The sequence below is a fragment of the Streptomyces sp. WELS2 genome, assembly GCF_013870595.1.
GTDB lineage: Bacteria > Actinomycetota > Actinomycetes > Streptomycetales > Streptomycetaceae > Streptomyces.
Genome location: NZ_JACBWZ010000002.1, coordinates 16289 through 33967, shown reverse-complemented (window position 1 = coordinate 33967; position 17679 = coordinate 16289). Strand labels below are relative to the sequence as shown.

Sequence of the window (17679 nt, the reverse complement as noted above, 5' to 3'; positions counted from 1 at the left end):
TGTGAGCGGCAGCCACGCCGCAGGGAAGAATCGGAGCAGTCGTTGAGCGTCGAGGCGGGGGCCGCAAGCGGCCAGGACGATGCCCTGTGGGACGCCTGGAGGCCGGACGATGCCCCGGCAACGGGGCCGGCTCGCGCATCGTCCGGTTACGCGCCGGGTTCCCAGGTACTGGTGCGGGACGAGCTGTGGCTGGTGCGCAACTGCAAGGACACCCGGCACGACGGATGGATGGTCGAGGTCACCGGCGTCTCGCCCTTCGTCCGCGGCACGGACGCCGTCTTCTACAGCCGGCTCGACGACATCCAGGTACTGGACCCACGGCAGACGCAGCTCGTCGCGGACGACTCACCGAACCACCGGCGCGGCCGTCTGTTCCTCGAAGCGGTGATGCGCAAGACCTACCTGCCGCAGACCGAGCACGGCCTCGCCCTGGCCGACGGCTTCCTCATGGACCAGCAGGTTCACCAGCTGCGCCCGGCCGAGCTCGCGCTGTCGATGAAGAACCCGCAACCACGGATCCTGATCGCGGACGTGGTGGGCCTGGGCAAGACCCTGGAGATCGGCGTGCTGCTGGCCGAGCTGATCCGGCGGGGGCGCGGCGAGCGCATCCTGGTCGTCACCCCGCAGCATGTGCTGGAGCAGTTCCAGCGGGAGCTGTGGACCCGGTTCGCGATCCCGCTGGTGCGCCTGGATTCCACCGGTATCCAGCGCATCCAGCAGGACATCCCGGCCGGCCGCAATCCTTTCGCGTATTTCAAGCGCGCCATCATTTCCGTGGACACGCTCAAAAGCGACGTCTACGCGCACCACCTGGAGCACACCGACTGGGATGCCGTCGTCATCGACGAGTCCCACAACCTCGTCAACCGGGGCACCAAGAACAACGCTCTGGCCCGTCTGCTGGCCCGTAAGACCGACGCGCTCGTCCTGGCGTCGGCCACTCCCCACAACGGGGACGCCGCCTCGTTCGCCGAGCTGATCAGGATGCTGGACGAGGCGGCCATCGCCAATCCGTCCAAGTACGAGGTGAAGGATCTCGAGCACCTGTACATCCGGCGTACGAAGACCTCGGCGGAGGTCCGTGACTCGCTGAAGGGTGCCTGGGCCGACCGCGGTCCCTCCCAGCCGATCCATGTCCCGGCCGGTGAGAAGGAACTCGCCGTCTTCCAGGAGCTGGCCACACGCTGGATCCCGGCCGACCCGGACCAGCCGTCGGTCAGCCGGCACCAGCTGGTGCCGTACCAGTTGCTGAAGTCGTTCCTGTCCTCGCACAAGGCTTTGCTGGAGACCGTCAAGACGCGCCTGGCGACGCTGGACGAACCGCCTGCCGCACAGGTGGCAGAAAGCCGGCAGAAGACGGCACGCCAGGTCGATCCTGCCGCGCGGGAAACGGTCCGGCAGGCAGAGCGGGCGGCCCTGCTGGAGCTCAGAGACCTGGCCGAGAAGATCCAGGACGAGGACTCGGCGAAGCTGGCAGCACTGGTCGCCGAGCTGCGGAAGATGGGGGTCGGCCCCGGCTCAGAGACCCGGGTGGTGGTCTTCTCCGAGCGCATCCCCACCCTAAAGTGGCTCGCGCAGACCGTCCCGGCCGCACTGGGCTTCCCCCGCGGAGGAGCCAGCCCGGATGAGAAGAAGCCGTGGCTGGCCTTCGGCGGCGCGGTGCAGGTCATGCACGGCGAGTCGACCAGCGACGAGGAGCAGCAAGCCATCGTCGAGAAGTTCGGGCTGCGGGACGACCCCGTGCGCATCCTCTTCACCGGCGACGTCGCCTCCGAAGGTGTCAACCTCCACCAGCAGTGCCACCGGCTGATCCACTTCGATCTTCCGTGGTCCCTGATCCGGATCGAGCAGCGCAACGGCCGCATCGACCGCTACGGCCAGACGCACCAGCCGCAGTTCCGCGCCCTGATCCTCACCAGCGACATCCCCTGGCGGACAGACGAGACGACCGGGCAGCCGCGCACCCTTGATGACCGCTTGGTGGGCGAGAAGCTCCTCAAGCGTGAGGAGGAAGCGCACAAGATCGAGGGGTCGGCCGAAGCGGTCACCGGTCTATACCGGGCCAAGGAGGAGGAGAACCGCCTCACCCAGGACCTGATCGCCGGCCGGACCGTCGAGGAGTCCATCAAGCAGTCCCAGCAGGGCGGCGCCGCGTTCCTCGCCGGGCTGCTCGGCCAGGTCGGCGCCGTGCCGGAGCACCCCGAGATCCGCCGGGCCAACGTCCCCCGTCTCTTCTCCTCCACCGCCGACTACTTCGACGAGGCACTGCGTCAGATCTGCCGCCCCAACCCCGAGGACCAGCTCGCGCTGCGCCGCGACGACGACGGCACGATCGCCTTCGAACCCCCGCGTGACCTGTTGTATCGGCTGAAGGCGCTGCCGAAGTCCTACCTTGACGAGCAGCGGATCCTGCCGCGCAAGGCCGAGCCGGGGCGGATGCGTATCACCTTCTCCAAGGACCTGGCGGACCGGCGCCTCAAGGCGGCCCGGGAGTCCTCGAAGTCGCAGTGGCCGAACGTCTCCTACGTCACTGATGTCCATCCGGTCCTGGACTGGCTGACGGACAAGGTGCTCGTGGAGATCGGCCGTCACCAGGCTCCGGTGCTCGCCGCCTCGGTGCGTACCCCGACGTTCCTCGTTCAGGGAATCTGCTCCAACGCGCTGGGCCGGCCCACCATCGTGGAGTGGATGGCCGTCCACGGCGACCCCGAGGACCTTCAGGTGACGCCACTGACCCCAGAGGTTTTGGAAGACTACGGGGTCGGTCCGACGATGCCCGGCCGCGCCACGCCCCGTGACCTCGCTGGGCTGAACGCTCGGGTGCCCGCCGCGATCGACAGGGCCGACCGGCATCTGCGGGAATTGCGGGAGGCGTATGCCAAGGAGATCGAGGCCACCTTGGCTCCGTACCGCAAGCGCGTCGTGCACTGGCAGCAGGAAGCGCTGCATTCCATCAACGGGACCGGCAAGCGCGGCGTGAACCTGAGCGCCAGCAGGCGGCTGAGCCTGATCAAATCCCTGGAGACCACGGGCGAGCCGATGCTGCGCCTGCTCGCCGTCCTCGAACCCCTCACCGCCACTGAAGGAGGCGACGCCGACCGATGAGCACCGAGTTCGACTCCTTCAGCAACCGCGGCGAGTACTTCTCCGCGCACTACTTCGCCGAACAGCTCGCAACCGACCTCAAAAAGGGCCTGTTCAGTAGCTGGACCCGGCGCGAGGGCGACGAGAACGACCCGCGCAAGACACCGCGCGAGCTGCTCCGCTCCCTGCGCGGCACCTACCTCTCCGAGGACGTCCGGAGCTACTTCGCCGAGGCGGCCGAGCGCGACGCCGGAGACGACGCCCGGCTGAACACCCACAACAACCCCGAGTGGCGCAAACGGCTCACCGAGTGGCACCAGACCGTCCTGCACGCCCTCGGCTTCGAGGCCACGCCCTCCGAGCTCACCGTCCACCGCGCCGGACGCGATCAGACCCTGACCGTGGCCTACCACGGCCACGGCATCATCGCCCTGGACTGCGGCTGGGCCGCCGACAATGACACCGCCCTCGACGCCACCGGCCCGGGGCGGCTGCTACACCCCCTGCGGGTCAGCGCGAGCGAGACCTACGAGACCAGCACGGCCCTGGCGTCCTGGCTCTTCCAGAGCGAACTCGGCGAGGCCGGCGGACCCCACCCCCGCTTCGTCCTGCTGCTGTGCGGCGGCGTACTCGTCCTGGCCGACCGCCAGTCCTGGAACGAGGGCCGCTACCTTGCCGCCAACATCGACGCGGCACTGGAACGCAACGACCGCACCCAACAAGGCGAACTCGCCACCATCGCCGTCCTGTTCAGCCTGGAGATGCTCCGGCCCGGCGAGAACGACCAGAGCCGGGCCATCGACGCCCTGCTTAAGTCCTCCAGCGCCAACGCCGCCGGCGTCTCCGGCGAACTGCGCCACGGCCTCCAGCGCTCGGTCGAGATCATCGCCAACGAAGTCCTGGCCCGGATGGCCGACCCGAAGAACAACGTCACCCCGGCCGACATCGAAAGCCCCAAGATCCCCTTCGCCCGGGAACTCACCCGGGAGTCCCTGCGCTACCTCTACCGGATCCTCTTCCTCCTCTACGCCGAAGCCCGCCCCGAACTGGGCATCCTGCCCGCCGACGACGGCAGCTACGAGGCCGGCTACTCCATGGCCCGCCTGCGCGAGCTCGTCGAACGCGACGAGGAACTCATCGAGGAGGCAGCCCGCAACGGCTTCCACCTCTACGAATCCCTGAACGTCCTCTTCAACAAGGTCAACTTCGGCCACCGCCCCTACGGCACCGAGGAAACCGACGACCAGCCCGGCGACGACGAGGAAACCCGCAAGGCGAAAGCCGCCCGCCGCAGCGAGGACCGCGGCCTGCGCTTCGAACCCCTGCGCAGCGAACTCTTCGAACCCACCGCAGTCCGCCTCATCGGCCGAGGCGTCATCGACCCCCGCTGCGACGAGGACACCGACCCGCGCTGGCTCGACCTGCGCCTGCGCAACGCCGCCCTGCACGAGGTGCTGCGCCTCCTCACCATGAAGAAGGGCAAACGCGGCGAGCGAGGCGGCTTCATCTCCTACCGCAACCTCGGCATCAACCAGCTCGGCGCCGTCTACGAAGGCTTGATGTCCTACACCGGCATCATCGCCGAGGAAGAGCTGTGCGAGGTCGCCAAGGGCGGCGACCCGGAGAAGGGCTCCTGGCTCATCCCCGCGCACAAGCAGGACCAGTACCCCGACAAGACCCTCGTCCACTACACCGAGGACGACGCCCGCAAGGGCCTGCGCGGCGTCAAGAAGTACCCGAAGGGCTCCTTCGTCTACCGCCTCGCCGGCCGGGACCGCGAAACCTCCGCCTCGTACTACACCCCGGAGTCACTGACCCAGGTCACGGTCGAGCTCACCCTCAAGCACCGCCTCGACCAGGAGCGCGACGCCGACGGCAACGTCGTCAGGACCCGCGCATCCGAGCTGCTGAAGTACAAGATCTGCGAGCCGGCCCTCGGCTCCGGTGCCTTCCTCAACGAGGCGATCAACCAGGTCGCCGAGGAGTACCTGCGCCGCAGGCAGGACGAACTGGGCGCCACCATCCCGACCGCCGACGCCCTCACCGAGAAGCAGAAAGTCAAGGCGTACATCGCCCTGCACAACGCCTACGGCGTCGACCTCAACGCCACCGGCGTCGAACTGGCCGAGGTCTCGCTCTGGCTCAACACCATGCACCCGGGCATGCGGGCCCCGTGGTTCGGCCTGCACCTGCGCCGAGGCAACTCCCTCATCGGCGCCCGCCGGGCCGTCTACGCGGCCGACGACGTCACCGGGAAGGAATGGCTCAAGGCCAAGGGGGCCTTGGCCCCGACGCCGCTGCCGTTCCTCAAGGAGGGAGAGCCGCAGACCCTGCCCGAGGACGCGGTGCACCAGTTCCTGCTGCCGAGCCCGGGATGGGCAGCGGTCGCGGGATCCAAGGACGCCAAGGAACTCGCCAAGGAGGGCGTCGAGCAGCTCGCCGCCTGGAAGAAGGGCATCCTCCAGCGCCCCAAGCGCAGCAAGTCCGGCAGATCGAAGAAGGAGCCGGTGTCGCAGTTCACGCGGCTCCGGGACGCCGCGCGGCGGGCGGAGTTCTTGTGGTCGCTGGTCGTCAAGCGGATGGAGCTCTCCGAGCAGGCGATCGCCCGGCGCATCGACGTGTGGGGTGCCGACCCGGCTGAGCCCGAGTACGCATTCCTCCACCGTCCCGACCAGGCCGTCCGTAAGGAACAGGTCCTCGAAGACCTCTTCAACGCTGCGGACACTCCGTACTGGCGCTTGAAGAAGATCATGGACGCCTGGTGTGCGTTGTGGTTCTGGCCGGTCGACAAAGCCGGGCTGCTGGACGGAACAGCCGGTGAGTACGCAGCGCACTCGGTCGTCGCCGGGACGGACAGCCTCGCTGCGCTTCTCAGCGGTGGCGGAATGGAGCCGGAGCCGCTGACTCCGGCTGCCTCAGAGCCAGCGACGGTTCCGGCTCCGAGGCCCGTACCGCGCTTCGTCGAGGCGACCGCTCTGTTCTCGCTCGGCCATGAGCAAACAAGTTTCGAAGACCTCGAATTGACCACCGATGATGCGGTGGTAGAGGTCAAGGAGCTGAAGCCGAAAGCAGAGAAGAAGGCCACGACACCGAAGCCCAAGGCATCCGAGCGGCGGACGATCGTACCGCTCAAGGATCTCGACGACTGGCTCGATTTTCTGGAAGCGATGCTGGGCACGGCCGACGTGCCCGAAGGCACGCTCATCGACAGCTTCACAAGCCTCGATGCGCTCAAAACCTTCGAGGAGACGCTTCCGCACTTCATGGGCATGGACATCGGCAACCCGGAGGACCGCTTCCCGTGGCTCCGTGAGGTACGGGACATCGCCAAGGAGCAGGGCTTCCTGCACTGGGAGCTTGAGTTCGCTTTGGTCTTCGCACGAGGCGGCGGATTCGATATCCAGGTGGGGAATCCGCCTTGGGTGCGCCCCCGCTGGAGCGAATCGGCTGTGCTCGCGGAGCACGAGCCATGGTTTGAGCTGGAGGAAAAGGCGTCCATCGCCGAAAAGGACCGTCGGCGCCGAAAAGTTCTGGGGTCTTCCGACGCTCACCAGTACATTGTTGGCGAACTTACAAACACGACGGCCCAAGTCGCCGTGTTTGGCTCGCCACAGATGTACCCACTTTTGACGGGAACCCAACCGGATTTGTACCGGGCGTTCATGTGTCAGGTGTGGGCGCACACCTCAACGGACGGGACCGCTGGCATGGTGCACCCAGACACGCACTTCACCGGCGAAAAGGAGGCCAAACTCCGGGAGGCGGCATATAGGAGACTGCGCATCCACGGGGATTTTTTCAATCCAGGCCACCGCTTCTTCCAGAAGCCCGTCGGCGAGTCCAGCCACTTCGGAGTACACGTCTACGGAAATCCGAGAGAGATTGAATTCGACCACCTTTCTTGGCTGGTCTCGACTGATGCGCTACGCCTGTCTTCTCAGCATGACGGTTCTGGAGAAGGCCCAGGTATCCGGTATCGCGGTGGAGCGTACGACGAGCGTCCGCATCGAGCTCGTGTTGTCCGGGTGAACACAGATCTGCTGTCCACCTGGCAGCGACTGTTGGACGAAGCAGACAAGCCGGTGGAGCAGGCCCGTCTTCTGTTCCCCGTCAGCACGGCGGAAGCGTCCGCTATCGCGGCTCTGGCGGACTACCCGGTGCGGCTGGCTGTGCTATCGCCACAGGTCACAAGGGGATACGACGAGAGCGGCGCCAAGAAGGACAACCTGATCGACTACAACCGCCCCGACCCCATCACAGGCCAGGAGTACCAGCCGGACCGCTGGCGTCACGTCATTCTTAAAGGCACCCAACTGAGTGTCGCTACCCCGGTGTTTAAGCGTCATGACGCCAACACGAACGAACCGTATGGCACCGACCTCGTCACTCTTTCCCCTGACTTCGTGCCTGACACGGAGTATGTTCGGTCCGCGGGTAGGGGTCAGGCATATCTGGCCGCTCAGGACCGTTGGGTGGACTACCGAGTTCTAACTCGCCTGCGCTGCAGCGAGAAGGCGGTCGCCCGCGCTCGACTTCAAATTGCCAGAGCAGAGAACACACCCGAGGCGCAGGTGACTCCAGACCGAGTTGAAGCAATGCTGGTGCAGCGAGCGCGTCGGCGCTACACCACGTTCTATCGGCTGGCCTGGCGAGAGATGATTGCGCCGGACACCGAGCGTAGTCTCTACGCAACTCTTATCCCGCGTGGCGCTGCGCACACAAACGTTGTTCGTAGCGCATGGATTCTGGACAATCGCAGCACCGTTCTCCAGGCTGGCATGTGGGCCGCCCTTCCCATCGACTACCTGCTGCGAGTAACAGGCACAGGCCATCTCGATGTCGGCCGGGCAAGCGGCCTTCCAGCGCCTGCGCCTCACCATCCACTCGCGCCAGCGCTCCTTCTCCGTACCCTCCGTCTCAACTGCCTTACCCGCGCGTATGCAGACCTCTGGGCCGAGCTGTACGACGCCGCTTGGCTTGACCAAGAGACCTGGGCGTACAACTGGCCGGGCCTCCAGCCTCTCCAAGACGTCACCCCGGACTGGCGCCCCGAAACCCCTCTCCGCAGCGAGCGGGCCCGGCGCTCCGCCCTGGTGGAGATCGACGCGCTGGTTGCCGTGTGGCTCGGCATGGACGCCGATGCGCTCATCGCCGCGTACCGGGGTCGGTTCCCCGTGCTGCAGAAGTACGAGGCCGTGACCTGGTTCGACGCCGAGGGCTGGAAGATTGCGGGCAATGCACGCACGATCGGTCAGCGGCAGACGAAGGAAAGCTGGGCGCAGTTCGAGGCATACAGGCAGGATCCGGCCTTCGCCGCGTACCAGCAGGATCCTGAGCACAACCCCATGCCCAAAACGCCTGTCCCTGATGGTTATACCGCCCCGTTCTATAAGGCGGACCGGGAAACAGAGATGCGCGAGGCGCATGCCTATTTCCAGAAGCGACTCGACGATGCCGTCGCCCGCGGTGAGTGGGATCCGGTGAAGCAGGAGGTGCCGAAGCCGTGAGGCCGACGCTTCAGGCGCGGGGGCTCAAGGAGAGCCTGCTGCAGTACCTGTCCACCACGTACGCGCTCACCGATGAGGGGGCGCGGGAGGCGCTGCACCGGTTTCTCGGGGATGAGACGTCGGGGATGTTCCGGGGCCCGTATCTGCGGATCCGGACGCCGTTCACCGTCGCCGACGAGACATGGCGTAAGCACCTGGAGTGGCAGCGGGAGGGGTTCCGGCCCTACGCACACCAGGCAGTCGCCTTCGCGCGGCTGAGCTCCGCGCACGGGCACACCCCTCAGCCAACGCTGGTCACCACGGGTACCGGTTCCGGCAAGACGGAGTCGTTCCTCTACCCCGTGCTGGACCACTGTCGCCGGGAGCGCGAGGCAGGCAGGGGCGGGGTCAAGGCGGTGTTCCTGTACCCGATGAACGCCCTCGCCACCGACCAGGCGCAGCGCATCAACGAGCTGCTCACGGAGAATGCCGCACTGGGGAAGCTGTCGGCGGGGTTGTACATCGGCGAGCGGGCCGCGACGCGGTACGAGAAGGTGCTGACGCGGCGCTCGGACATGCAGCTGTCGCCGCCGGACATCTTGATAACGAACTACAAGATGCTGGACCTTCTCCTCCAGCGCGCCGACGACGCGCCGCTGTGGCGGGGGTCGGACATCCGCTACGTCGTCGTGGACGAGTTCCACACCTACGACGGCGCGCAGGGCACGGACGTCGGGATGCTGCTGCGACGGCTCGCGGCGGCCGTGGGCGCGTCCGAGGAAGGCCGGCCGCTGGGGAAGATCTGTCCCGTGGCGACCTCGGCCACGCTGGCGTCGGGCACGGACGAGGACGGTGTGGCACGTCTGCTGGAGGTGGCCACGCATGTCTTCGGGACGGAGTTCACGCCGGAGGCGATCGTCGGGGAAAACCGGCTGTCGGTGGAGGAGTTCCTTCCGCTCGGCGCTGTGATGATGCAGCCGATGCCGACGCCGGACGAGCTGCTGGCGCTGCCCGATCCGGCCTCCGGTGAGGAGGCGCTGCTGGATCTGATCCAGAAGGTAACGGACGTCCGTGATCTGGATCCCTTTGTCCTCGGCGGGAATCTCAAGCGGCATCTGTTCACCCGCGCGGTGATGCAGGCGCTGGGTGGCGAGGTGAAGACCAGCGCCGAGGTGCTGGATGTGATGTGGCGGGCCGGGGCGGCGGGCTGGTCGGAGGCGGTGGCCCGGCAGCCGGAGAAGGCGGCGGAGGCGCTGGCACGGTTTGTCGCGCTGCTGTCGTACGCCCGGGACCCGGAGTCCTCGCCTGCGGCGCCGCGGCCGTTTGTGCATGTGGAGGTGCACCAGTGGGCGCGTTCGGTGTCGCGGCTGCTGCGCGGGGTGCTGCCGTGGCCGAAGGCGCAGTTCAGGTGGGATGCGGCTGGCATGGCCGACGCCAGTGCGGCCGATGGTGGCCGTACCGCTCCGGTGACGACGGCGACCTCGGGTCAGAGCGCGAACTTGTTCCTGCCGGCGATCTATTGCCGTGACTGCGGGCGGTCGGGCTGGGCGGTGTTCTCGCCCGAGAGTGACGACCATGATGTCCAGTTCGATACGCACAAGATCCGGCGGGCCTCGCTGGGGCAGGACAAGGCGCGGGTACGGAACCTGATCGCCGCGACTGATCGTGAAGCCCGGGAGGGTTCCGGCGCGGCGCTGCTCACTGCGGCCAGCGGCAAGCAAGGCTCGGCCGCCTCGCAGGGGGCGGGCGGCATCCTGATGGTGCTGGACGGCACCCGCAAGCGGCTGCGGCTGCCCGATCCGCTGAACGACTACGACCGGGAGACGAAGGAGCCGCGGCTGACGGCCCGGGATTCGGCGTTCGTGCTGGTGAACTTCGGGGAGACGGCGAACACGGCGGCCAAGGAAGACTGGTGTCCGGCCTGCGGCGAGCGCAACGCGATCCGCTACCTGGGTACCGGTGCCGCAGCGATGGCCGCGGCGTCGATCACCCAGCTGTTCACCGGCGGGGAGCTGGACAAGGAGCTTCGCGAGGACAAGACGCTGATGTTCAACGACTCGGTGCAGGATGCCGCGCACCGGGCCGGGTTCGTCGCGAACCGTTCGTACACCTTCTCGCTGCGCGCGCTGCTGGCGGATCATCTGCGGCACGCTGAGCCGACCGCGCTGAACGACCTGATCGCGAACGTTGTCGAGGCCACGACGGACAAGGACACCCTGTCCGCGGTGGTGCCCCCGGACCTGCACGGGTTTAAGGGAGTGGACCGGCTGTTGTCCGGGCAGGGCCGCGGCGGTGACCTGAAGACCTGGCGGCTGATCGGTCAGCGGCTGGCGTTCGAGACGCTGATGGAGTTCGGGTTCCGGTCCCGCAACGGCCGTACGCTTGAGCTGACCCGGACGGCCGCCGCGCAGGTGCGCATCGATGACCCGGCGGCCGTGATCGCCTTGGCCCGGCAGGTGCATGAGGAGTGCGTCCGTGACGGGCTGCCGCTGGTGCCGCAGGACGATGCCCGGTACCTGGCGTTCGTCCGCATCTTCCTGGAGCGGCTGCGTACCCGTGGTGCGGTCGCCCACCAGTGGCTGGACAAGTACATCGACGAAGCCGGCACCAGCCGGTACTTCATCTGGGGCAAGCGGGCGCCGGGCATGCGGGCCTTCCCGAAGGGGATCGCCGCTCCGGTGTTCCTTCTCGGTCAGCCGAAGAGCGGCAGTGAGTTCGACTTCGCGACCGGTCGGCTGTCCTGGTACGAGCGGTGGGCGGGGCGGTGTCTGGAGCTGCCCCGTGAGCTGGTGCCCGAGCTGTGGAGCCGTCTGCTGCCCGAGCTTGCCTCGATGGGGCTGTTGTCGGCCCGTACGCCGAATGATACCTCGGTGCGGGTGTACGGGCTCAAGCCCGGCAATATCGAGGCGCAGCTGCTGGATGACGAGCAGGTCCGCATCTCGTATGTGCGGTGCCCGGTGTGCTTCTGGGAGCAGACCGTGCACCCGTCGCTGCTGGATCAGTGGCATGACCAGCCTTGCCCGTCCTACCGGTGCCGCAAGGGCCGCCTGGTCGCCGGCGACCGGCCCGAGGGCCTGGGAATACACCACCGCGACCGTGACTACGCCACCGACTACTACCGGCGCCTGTATCTCCAGGCGGGCACCTATCAGGTGGTCACAGCGGAGCACACCGGCATGCTCACGCGCCACCAGCGGGAGAAGGTCGAGGAGGCGTTCAAGCGCGGCGGGGGCTTCAAGGACCCCAATGTGCTCTCCTGTACGCCGACGCTGGAGATGGGTATCGACATCGGTGACCTGTCAGCCGTCGTACTGGCCGCGTTGCCGCGCCGCCCGGCCTCCTACGCACAGCAGGTCGGGCGAGCCGGGCGCCGTACCGGCAATGCCTTCCTGCTGACCATCCCGGACCGGCGGCGACGTGACCTGTACTTCCTGGAGCGTCCCAAGGACCTGATCGCCGGCACCATCGTGCCGCCCGGCTGCTATCTGTCCGCCGTCGAGATCCTGCGCCGGCAGTACCTGGCGCACCTGCTCGATCTGGCCGCCGCCGGCCGCCTGGTGCGAGCGGACGGCATCGTGCTGCGCGCGCTGCCGCACAAAGCACCCCGTCTGTTCGGGCCGTCGGGGTACCTTGCCGATCTGGTCGAGGTGGCCATCGCGCAGGGCGAGGAGCTGGCCAAGGGGTTTCTGCGGCTGTTCCCCACGGGCGTCAGCGACCAGGCCAAGGCAGACCTGACGGCGTACGCGACCCATGGCCTGCGGAGCGCGGTGGAGGAGGCCGAACGCGAGTGGCGGCGCGCAGAGGACGCCCTGCGGGCGCGGCTGCGTGAAATCGACGAGGCCCACGGCGAGTTGCACGACTCCGACCCTGACCAGGCCCGGCAGAAGGCGGAGCTGGACGCTGAACGACGCGGTGTGGGCCGGCAGCTGCTGCACTTGGGCGACACCTCGGCGCAGAGCGCGCTGTGCGATCTTGGATTGCTGCCGAACTACGCGCTGATCGACTCGGCGACGACGCTGTCGGCGACCCTGTACGGCGAGGACGGCATCGATCCGAAGACCGGCAAGGTGGTGTACTCCTCCGAGACCCTCTCCTACGAGCGGCCGCGTCGCTTGGCGATCCAGGAGCTGGCGCCGGGCAACACCTTCTACGTCAACGGCTACCGCCATGAGATCACCGGCCTGGAGCTGTCCACGGGCGGGCGTCAGGAGTGGCGGACCTGGCGGGTGTGTCCGGGCTGCGGCTACGTACGTACCGAGAACGCCGCCGAGGACCGCTCTGCGTGCCCTCGCTGCAAGACCAGCCAGATCGCCGACGACGGCTCCTGCCTGTTCCAGGTCGTCGAGCCGGCCACCGTCACCTCGCGCGACAAGCGCGAGGACGCCCGGATCCGGGACGACAAGGACGACCGTGACCGCCGCGCCTACACGGTCGTGGACGCGGTTGATATTCCGGTCGAGAAGATCGAGCGGGGCCTTTCGTGGAGGCACGCCCGCGAAACCTTCGGCGTGGACTACTGCCGCAGCGCGGTGATCCGCCGGATCAACGTCGGCCCGGTCCGCTACGACGCCCCTGCGCGTGATGACTTCGCCGGCCATCTGGTCCGGCTGAACCCCTTCCATGTGTGCACCGCCTGCGGGGCCGCGAGCGCGGACGGCCGTCCGGTCTTCGACCATGACACCGATGCCCTGGACTCCGCCGCGGCCCGCGCCCCCCAGCTCAAGCACCACCGGCCCTGGTGCCCGCTGCGCCGCGGCAAGAAGAGGGAAAGCGTCACCCAGGAACCGGTGCTGCTGGCCCACCAGTTGCAGACCGAGGCCCTGCGGATCCTGATCCCTGCTGCGACCGCGGATGTGGACGCCAAGGTGCACTCCTTCCGCGCCGCCCTGCGGCTCGGTGTCGACCTGCACTTCGGTGGCGACCCGCAGCACCTGGACACCACGGTCGCGTCGATGCCGGACAACGACAGCGGGGAGCGCCGCTGGTTCCTGGTCCTGTTCGACTCCCTGCCCGGAGGCACCGGCTACCTCGACCGGCTCACCGACCCGGCCGCCTTCCGCGACACCCTCGCCCAGGCGTACGAGAGCCTCAAGGCGTGCCCGTGCGCGGAAGAACAGCGCCGGGCCTGCCACCGCTGCCTGCACCGCTACACCCCCGAACAGTTCCAGGACGTCGTCTCGCGGCAGGCCACGCTGACCATGCTGGAATCGCTGCTGTTCACCGGCGAGGGTGAGGACGGCTGGCAGACCACCCAGGTGGAACACACCGGGCTGGTCGGGCTGGACGCCCAGGTCGAATCCGACCTGGAGGCCCGTTTCCTGGCCGCGCTGCGGGACTGGGTGAAGGTCACCGGCGACGCCTCTCTGGACGAGGACGGCCACGCCAGTGGGCATCTGCGGTTCACCGACGGCAGCGATGTCCTGCACTGGCGGCTGACCGCCCAGCGTCAACGCGAAGGCACCCGCACGGACTTCACCTTCACCCGGGTCGGCGGCCCCCAGCAGAGCGTGGACGTCTACCTGGAAGGCTTCCGTTTCCACGCCAGCCGGGAGCACAACCGCATCGCCGACGACGCCGCACGGCGCACCAGGCTCCGCGCCGACGGAAAGATCGTCTTCCAGATCACCTGGGCGGACATCGATCTGTTCGAGCAGCGTCCCACCCGCACCAAGCCCGTCTGGCCGCCGTACCGAGGCACCGCCCAGGAGCAGGCGAAGGCGGCGTACGAGCAGTACGGCGGGAACCGGGCCCACTTCGGCGAAGCCGTCTTCACCAACCCGATCGACACGCTCATCGCCTACCTGCGCGACCCGGACAGCGAGCGCTGGGCCCGCCGCGCCCGTGCCCTGGTCACCGGTCTGACCGCCGTACCCGACACGACCGCCGTGGCCGCGACCGGCAAGCGTGGCGAACTCGTCACCGCACTGCGTGACCAGCTCGCCTCCCTCGGGGCAAGCGAACACCGGCCCAAGCCGGCCGTGCCCGACGCGGCGGGCATCGGTCCGGTCCACCTCTTCCGCACCCGCGACGAACACGGTCTGCCGATCGTCTTCGCCCTGGACGCGGCCGATCCCGAGAACCTGCGGTGGACGGCCCTGACCGTCCTCGACGACACCGAGGCCGTTCTCGACACGGAGGAACACAAGCTCCGGTGGCGGTCCTGGCTGTACTGGACCAACATCACCCAGTTCCTTTCCCTCGCCGGCGGCGACGGCGTCCAACTCGCCGCCAGCCGGGCCGCCGACTTCGAGGTCGAGGTCCTCGCCGTCTGCGGCGGCCTCGGCGAACTCGACTCGCTCACCGCCGCGACTGCACCGGCAGTCGAGCCGGCTGCGCGGCCCGCCGCCCCAGAGCCGAGCGCCGACTCGGCGGCCGAAGCCGCCCTGCGTCGGATCATCCGGGACGCGGCCTGGGATGAGGACATCCTGGAGATCCTGCGGGAGGAGCCGGACGAGGCTCCCGATCTCCTGCGTCTTGCCGAGACGCTGGCCAACCATGGCAAACAGGCCCCCGTCTTCGGCTTCGAGCTCGGCCCGAGCCGCTGGCAGGTGGACTTCGCCTGGCCGATGCCCGGCCTCAAGATCGCCGTGGTCCTGGACCACTACGGTGACGACGACGCCGAGGCCCAGCGTCGCGACGCCGCCTACGCCGAGGACGGCTGGACCGTCCGCACGGCCGCCGAATGGCTCGACCACCTCGACACTCTGCTCGAACAGCTCCCCGACACGGAAGGCACCACCCGATGACCGCCCGGCTCAGCCTGTACCGGAAGGCCGAACAGGAGCTGTACAAGCTCGACCGCTCGGTCAAAGCCGAGTTCTACAACTTCTGCCACGTCTTCCGGAACAACCCCAACCAGCCGGGCCTCAGGCTCAAGAAGCTCAAGGGCGATTCGCGTATCTGGTCCGCGCGCGTCAACGACTCCTACCGGGCCCTGCTCGCCCCGGCCGGAGTCGACCCGGACGGCACCGAGAGCTGGCTGGTCATCGCCGTCCGCCACCGCAAGGACGTCTACGAGGAACTCCAGGTCGCGGTCAACCGCATCACCGGCGAGATCGAGTTCGTCGACCTCGCCGTCGTCGGCGACAGCGCCCTGCGCCGAGCCGGCATCACCCTCACCCCGGCCGAGCCGGACGACACCGCACCCAGCGCCGCACCAGCCCCCGCGCCACAGCCCCCGGCGCCACCGGTGCAGACCCCGCCGCTGCTCGCCGCCTACAGCGCTGACGATCTGCGGAAGCTGGGCGTCGCGGAGCAGCTGATCGAGCTGGCCCTCGCCGTCACCGACAGCGCCGAGCTGGACCAGCTCGTCGAGGGCGCGCCACTGCTGTCCAAGGACGTCCTCTACGGCCTCGCCGCCGGCATGACCATCGACGAAGTCCGCAAGGAGATCACCGGTCCCGTCGAGCTCGGCCACGAACCCGACCTCGGCGACTTCGCCACAGCGCTGACCCGCACCAAAGTCACCGCCGTCGATGACGCCGTACAAGCGGCCATCGACGAAGGCGACTTCCGGGCCTGGAAAGTGTTCCTCCACCCCACTCAGGAACGCATCGTCCGCCGCCACTACAACGGCCCCGCACGCGTCTCTGGCGGCCCCGGCACCGGCAAGACCATCGTCGCCCTGCACCGGGTCAAGCACCTCGCCGAGCAACTGCCTCCCGGCAACAACAAGCCCATCCTGCTGACCACGTTCACCAAGAACCTCACCACCGACCTGCGACTGCGCCTGGCATCCCTCGTCGACCCCACGCTCCTCGCCCGCGTCGAGATCGCCCACATCGACCAGCTCGCCGCCCGCGTCCTGGGCGAGAACACCGCGCCCGGCCGCGCCAAGCAGCGCGTCTACAACCATGTGGCACTGAACGAGATGCGCCAGCTCCTGGCCGAACTGGACGATCACCGCTGGGAGGCGGAGTTCCTCCTCGAGGAGTGGGAGCAGGTCATCCTCGGCCAGTCCATCCCCACGCGCTCCGCCTACTTCCAGGCCCGCCGCGCCGGCCGCGGCCGTTCCCTGACCCGGCCGGAGCGCAATCACATCTGGAAGCTGATCGAACAGTTCACCGCACGCCTCGACAAGCTCGGTGTGGAGACCTGGGGGCAGGCGTCCGAGCGCGCCGCCCGCTTCGAGATCGAACGCGCTGCGAAGATCCGCGCCCGGCGCGAGTACAAGGAGGAGATCGGCGGCATAGATCTCATCCACCGCGACAACAGCTCCGGCATGCGCTACCTCGGCTACCGCTACCGGCACATCGTCGTCGACGAAGCGCAGGACCTCAGCCCGGCCCACTGGAAGATGCTGCGGGCCATGGCCGACCCGGACCTGCCCAACGACATCTTCATCGCCGGCGACACCCACCAGCGGATCTACGACCACCAAGTCGCGCTCGGCGCTCTCGGCATCAACATCCGGGGCCGCTCCTCACGCCTGACCCTCAGCTACCGCACCACCAAGGAAATCCTCGCCGAGGCCCTCCGCGTCGTCGAGCCCCGCAACCCAGGTCAGAAGGTCACCTACGACGACCTCGACGACGGCCCGGACAACCTTGCCGGATACCGCTCGGTCCTTCATGGCCCCGCCCCGGTCTTCACCTCCTACGACACCTGGGACGACGAACTCGCCGGCCTCGCGCAAACTCTGACCACCTGGCGGCAGGAACTGTCCACCGACGACCACGGCTCCCCCCGCGACCCCAGCGGCCACATCGCCGTGTGCGTCGCGGACCGCGACATGGTCAGCCAGACCATGTACTACCTGATCACCAAGGCCGGCATCACCTGTGCCGAGCTCACCAAGGAGGGCCCCAAGGGAGACGGGGAGGTCCACGTCGGCACCATGCACCGCTTCAAGGGCCTGGAGTACCAGCGCCTAGCGATCGTCGGCGCCAGCGACGGCATCATCCCCCGAACCCATGTCATCGACCGCTACCGCACCGAAGACCCGCCCCGCTACGAGCGCGAGCAGCGCAAGGCCCGCTCCCTGCTGTTCGTCGCCACCACCCGGGCTCGTGACGCCCTGGCCATCAGCTGGCACGGCAAACCCAGCCCCTACCTGCCCGTCTGACCGAGCGGCCGGCCTCCTCTCCCTTTTTGAGGAGGCCGACCGCCT

Annotated in this window: 4 protein-coding genes; all 4 read left to right on the top strand. The window is 68.1% G+C overall.

The annotated features are described in order from the left end of the window. Window positions 1-171: 171 nt before the first annotated feature. Genes H5J33_RS00365 through H5J33_RS00350 form a run of 4 tightly spaced genes read left to right on the top strand, consistent with a single transcriptional unit; the run spans window position 172 to window position 17634 of the window. Window positions 172-3105, top strand: coding sequence for an SNF2-related protein (locus H5J33_RS00365; protein WP_309485282.1), 2934 nt, complete (start codon window positions 172-174; stop codon window positions 3103-3105). Then, window positions 3102-8591 carry a hypothetical protein gene (locus H5J33_RS00360; protein WP_181792691.1) on the top strand — a complete coding sequence of 1830 codons (5490 nt, stop codon included), beginning with the start codon at window positions 3102-3104 and terminating at the stop codon, window positions 8589-8591. Before H5J33_RS00365 ends, H5J33_RS00360 begins: the two co-directional genes overlap by 4 nt. Beyond that, window positions 8588-15316: a DEAD/DEAH box helicase gene (locus tag H5J33_RS00355; protein WP_181792690.1), complete on the top strand. Its 6729-nt coding sequence runs from the start codon at window positions 8588-8590 to the stop codon at window positions 15314-15316. The genes H5J33_RS00360 and H5J33_RS00355 overlap by 4 nt, the downstream gene beginning before the upstream one ends. Further along, window positions 15313-17634, top strand: a complete 2322-nt coding sequence (locus H5J33_RS00350) for a UvrD-helicase domain-containing protein (RefSeq protein WP_181792689.1) — start codon at window positions 15313-15315, stop codon at window positions 17632-17634. The genes H5J33_RS00355 and H5J33_RS00350 overlap by 4 nt, the downstream gene beginning before the upstream one ends. The last annotated feature ends 45 nt before the right edge of the window (window positions 17635-17679 follow it).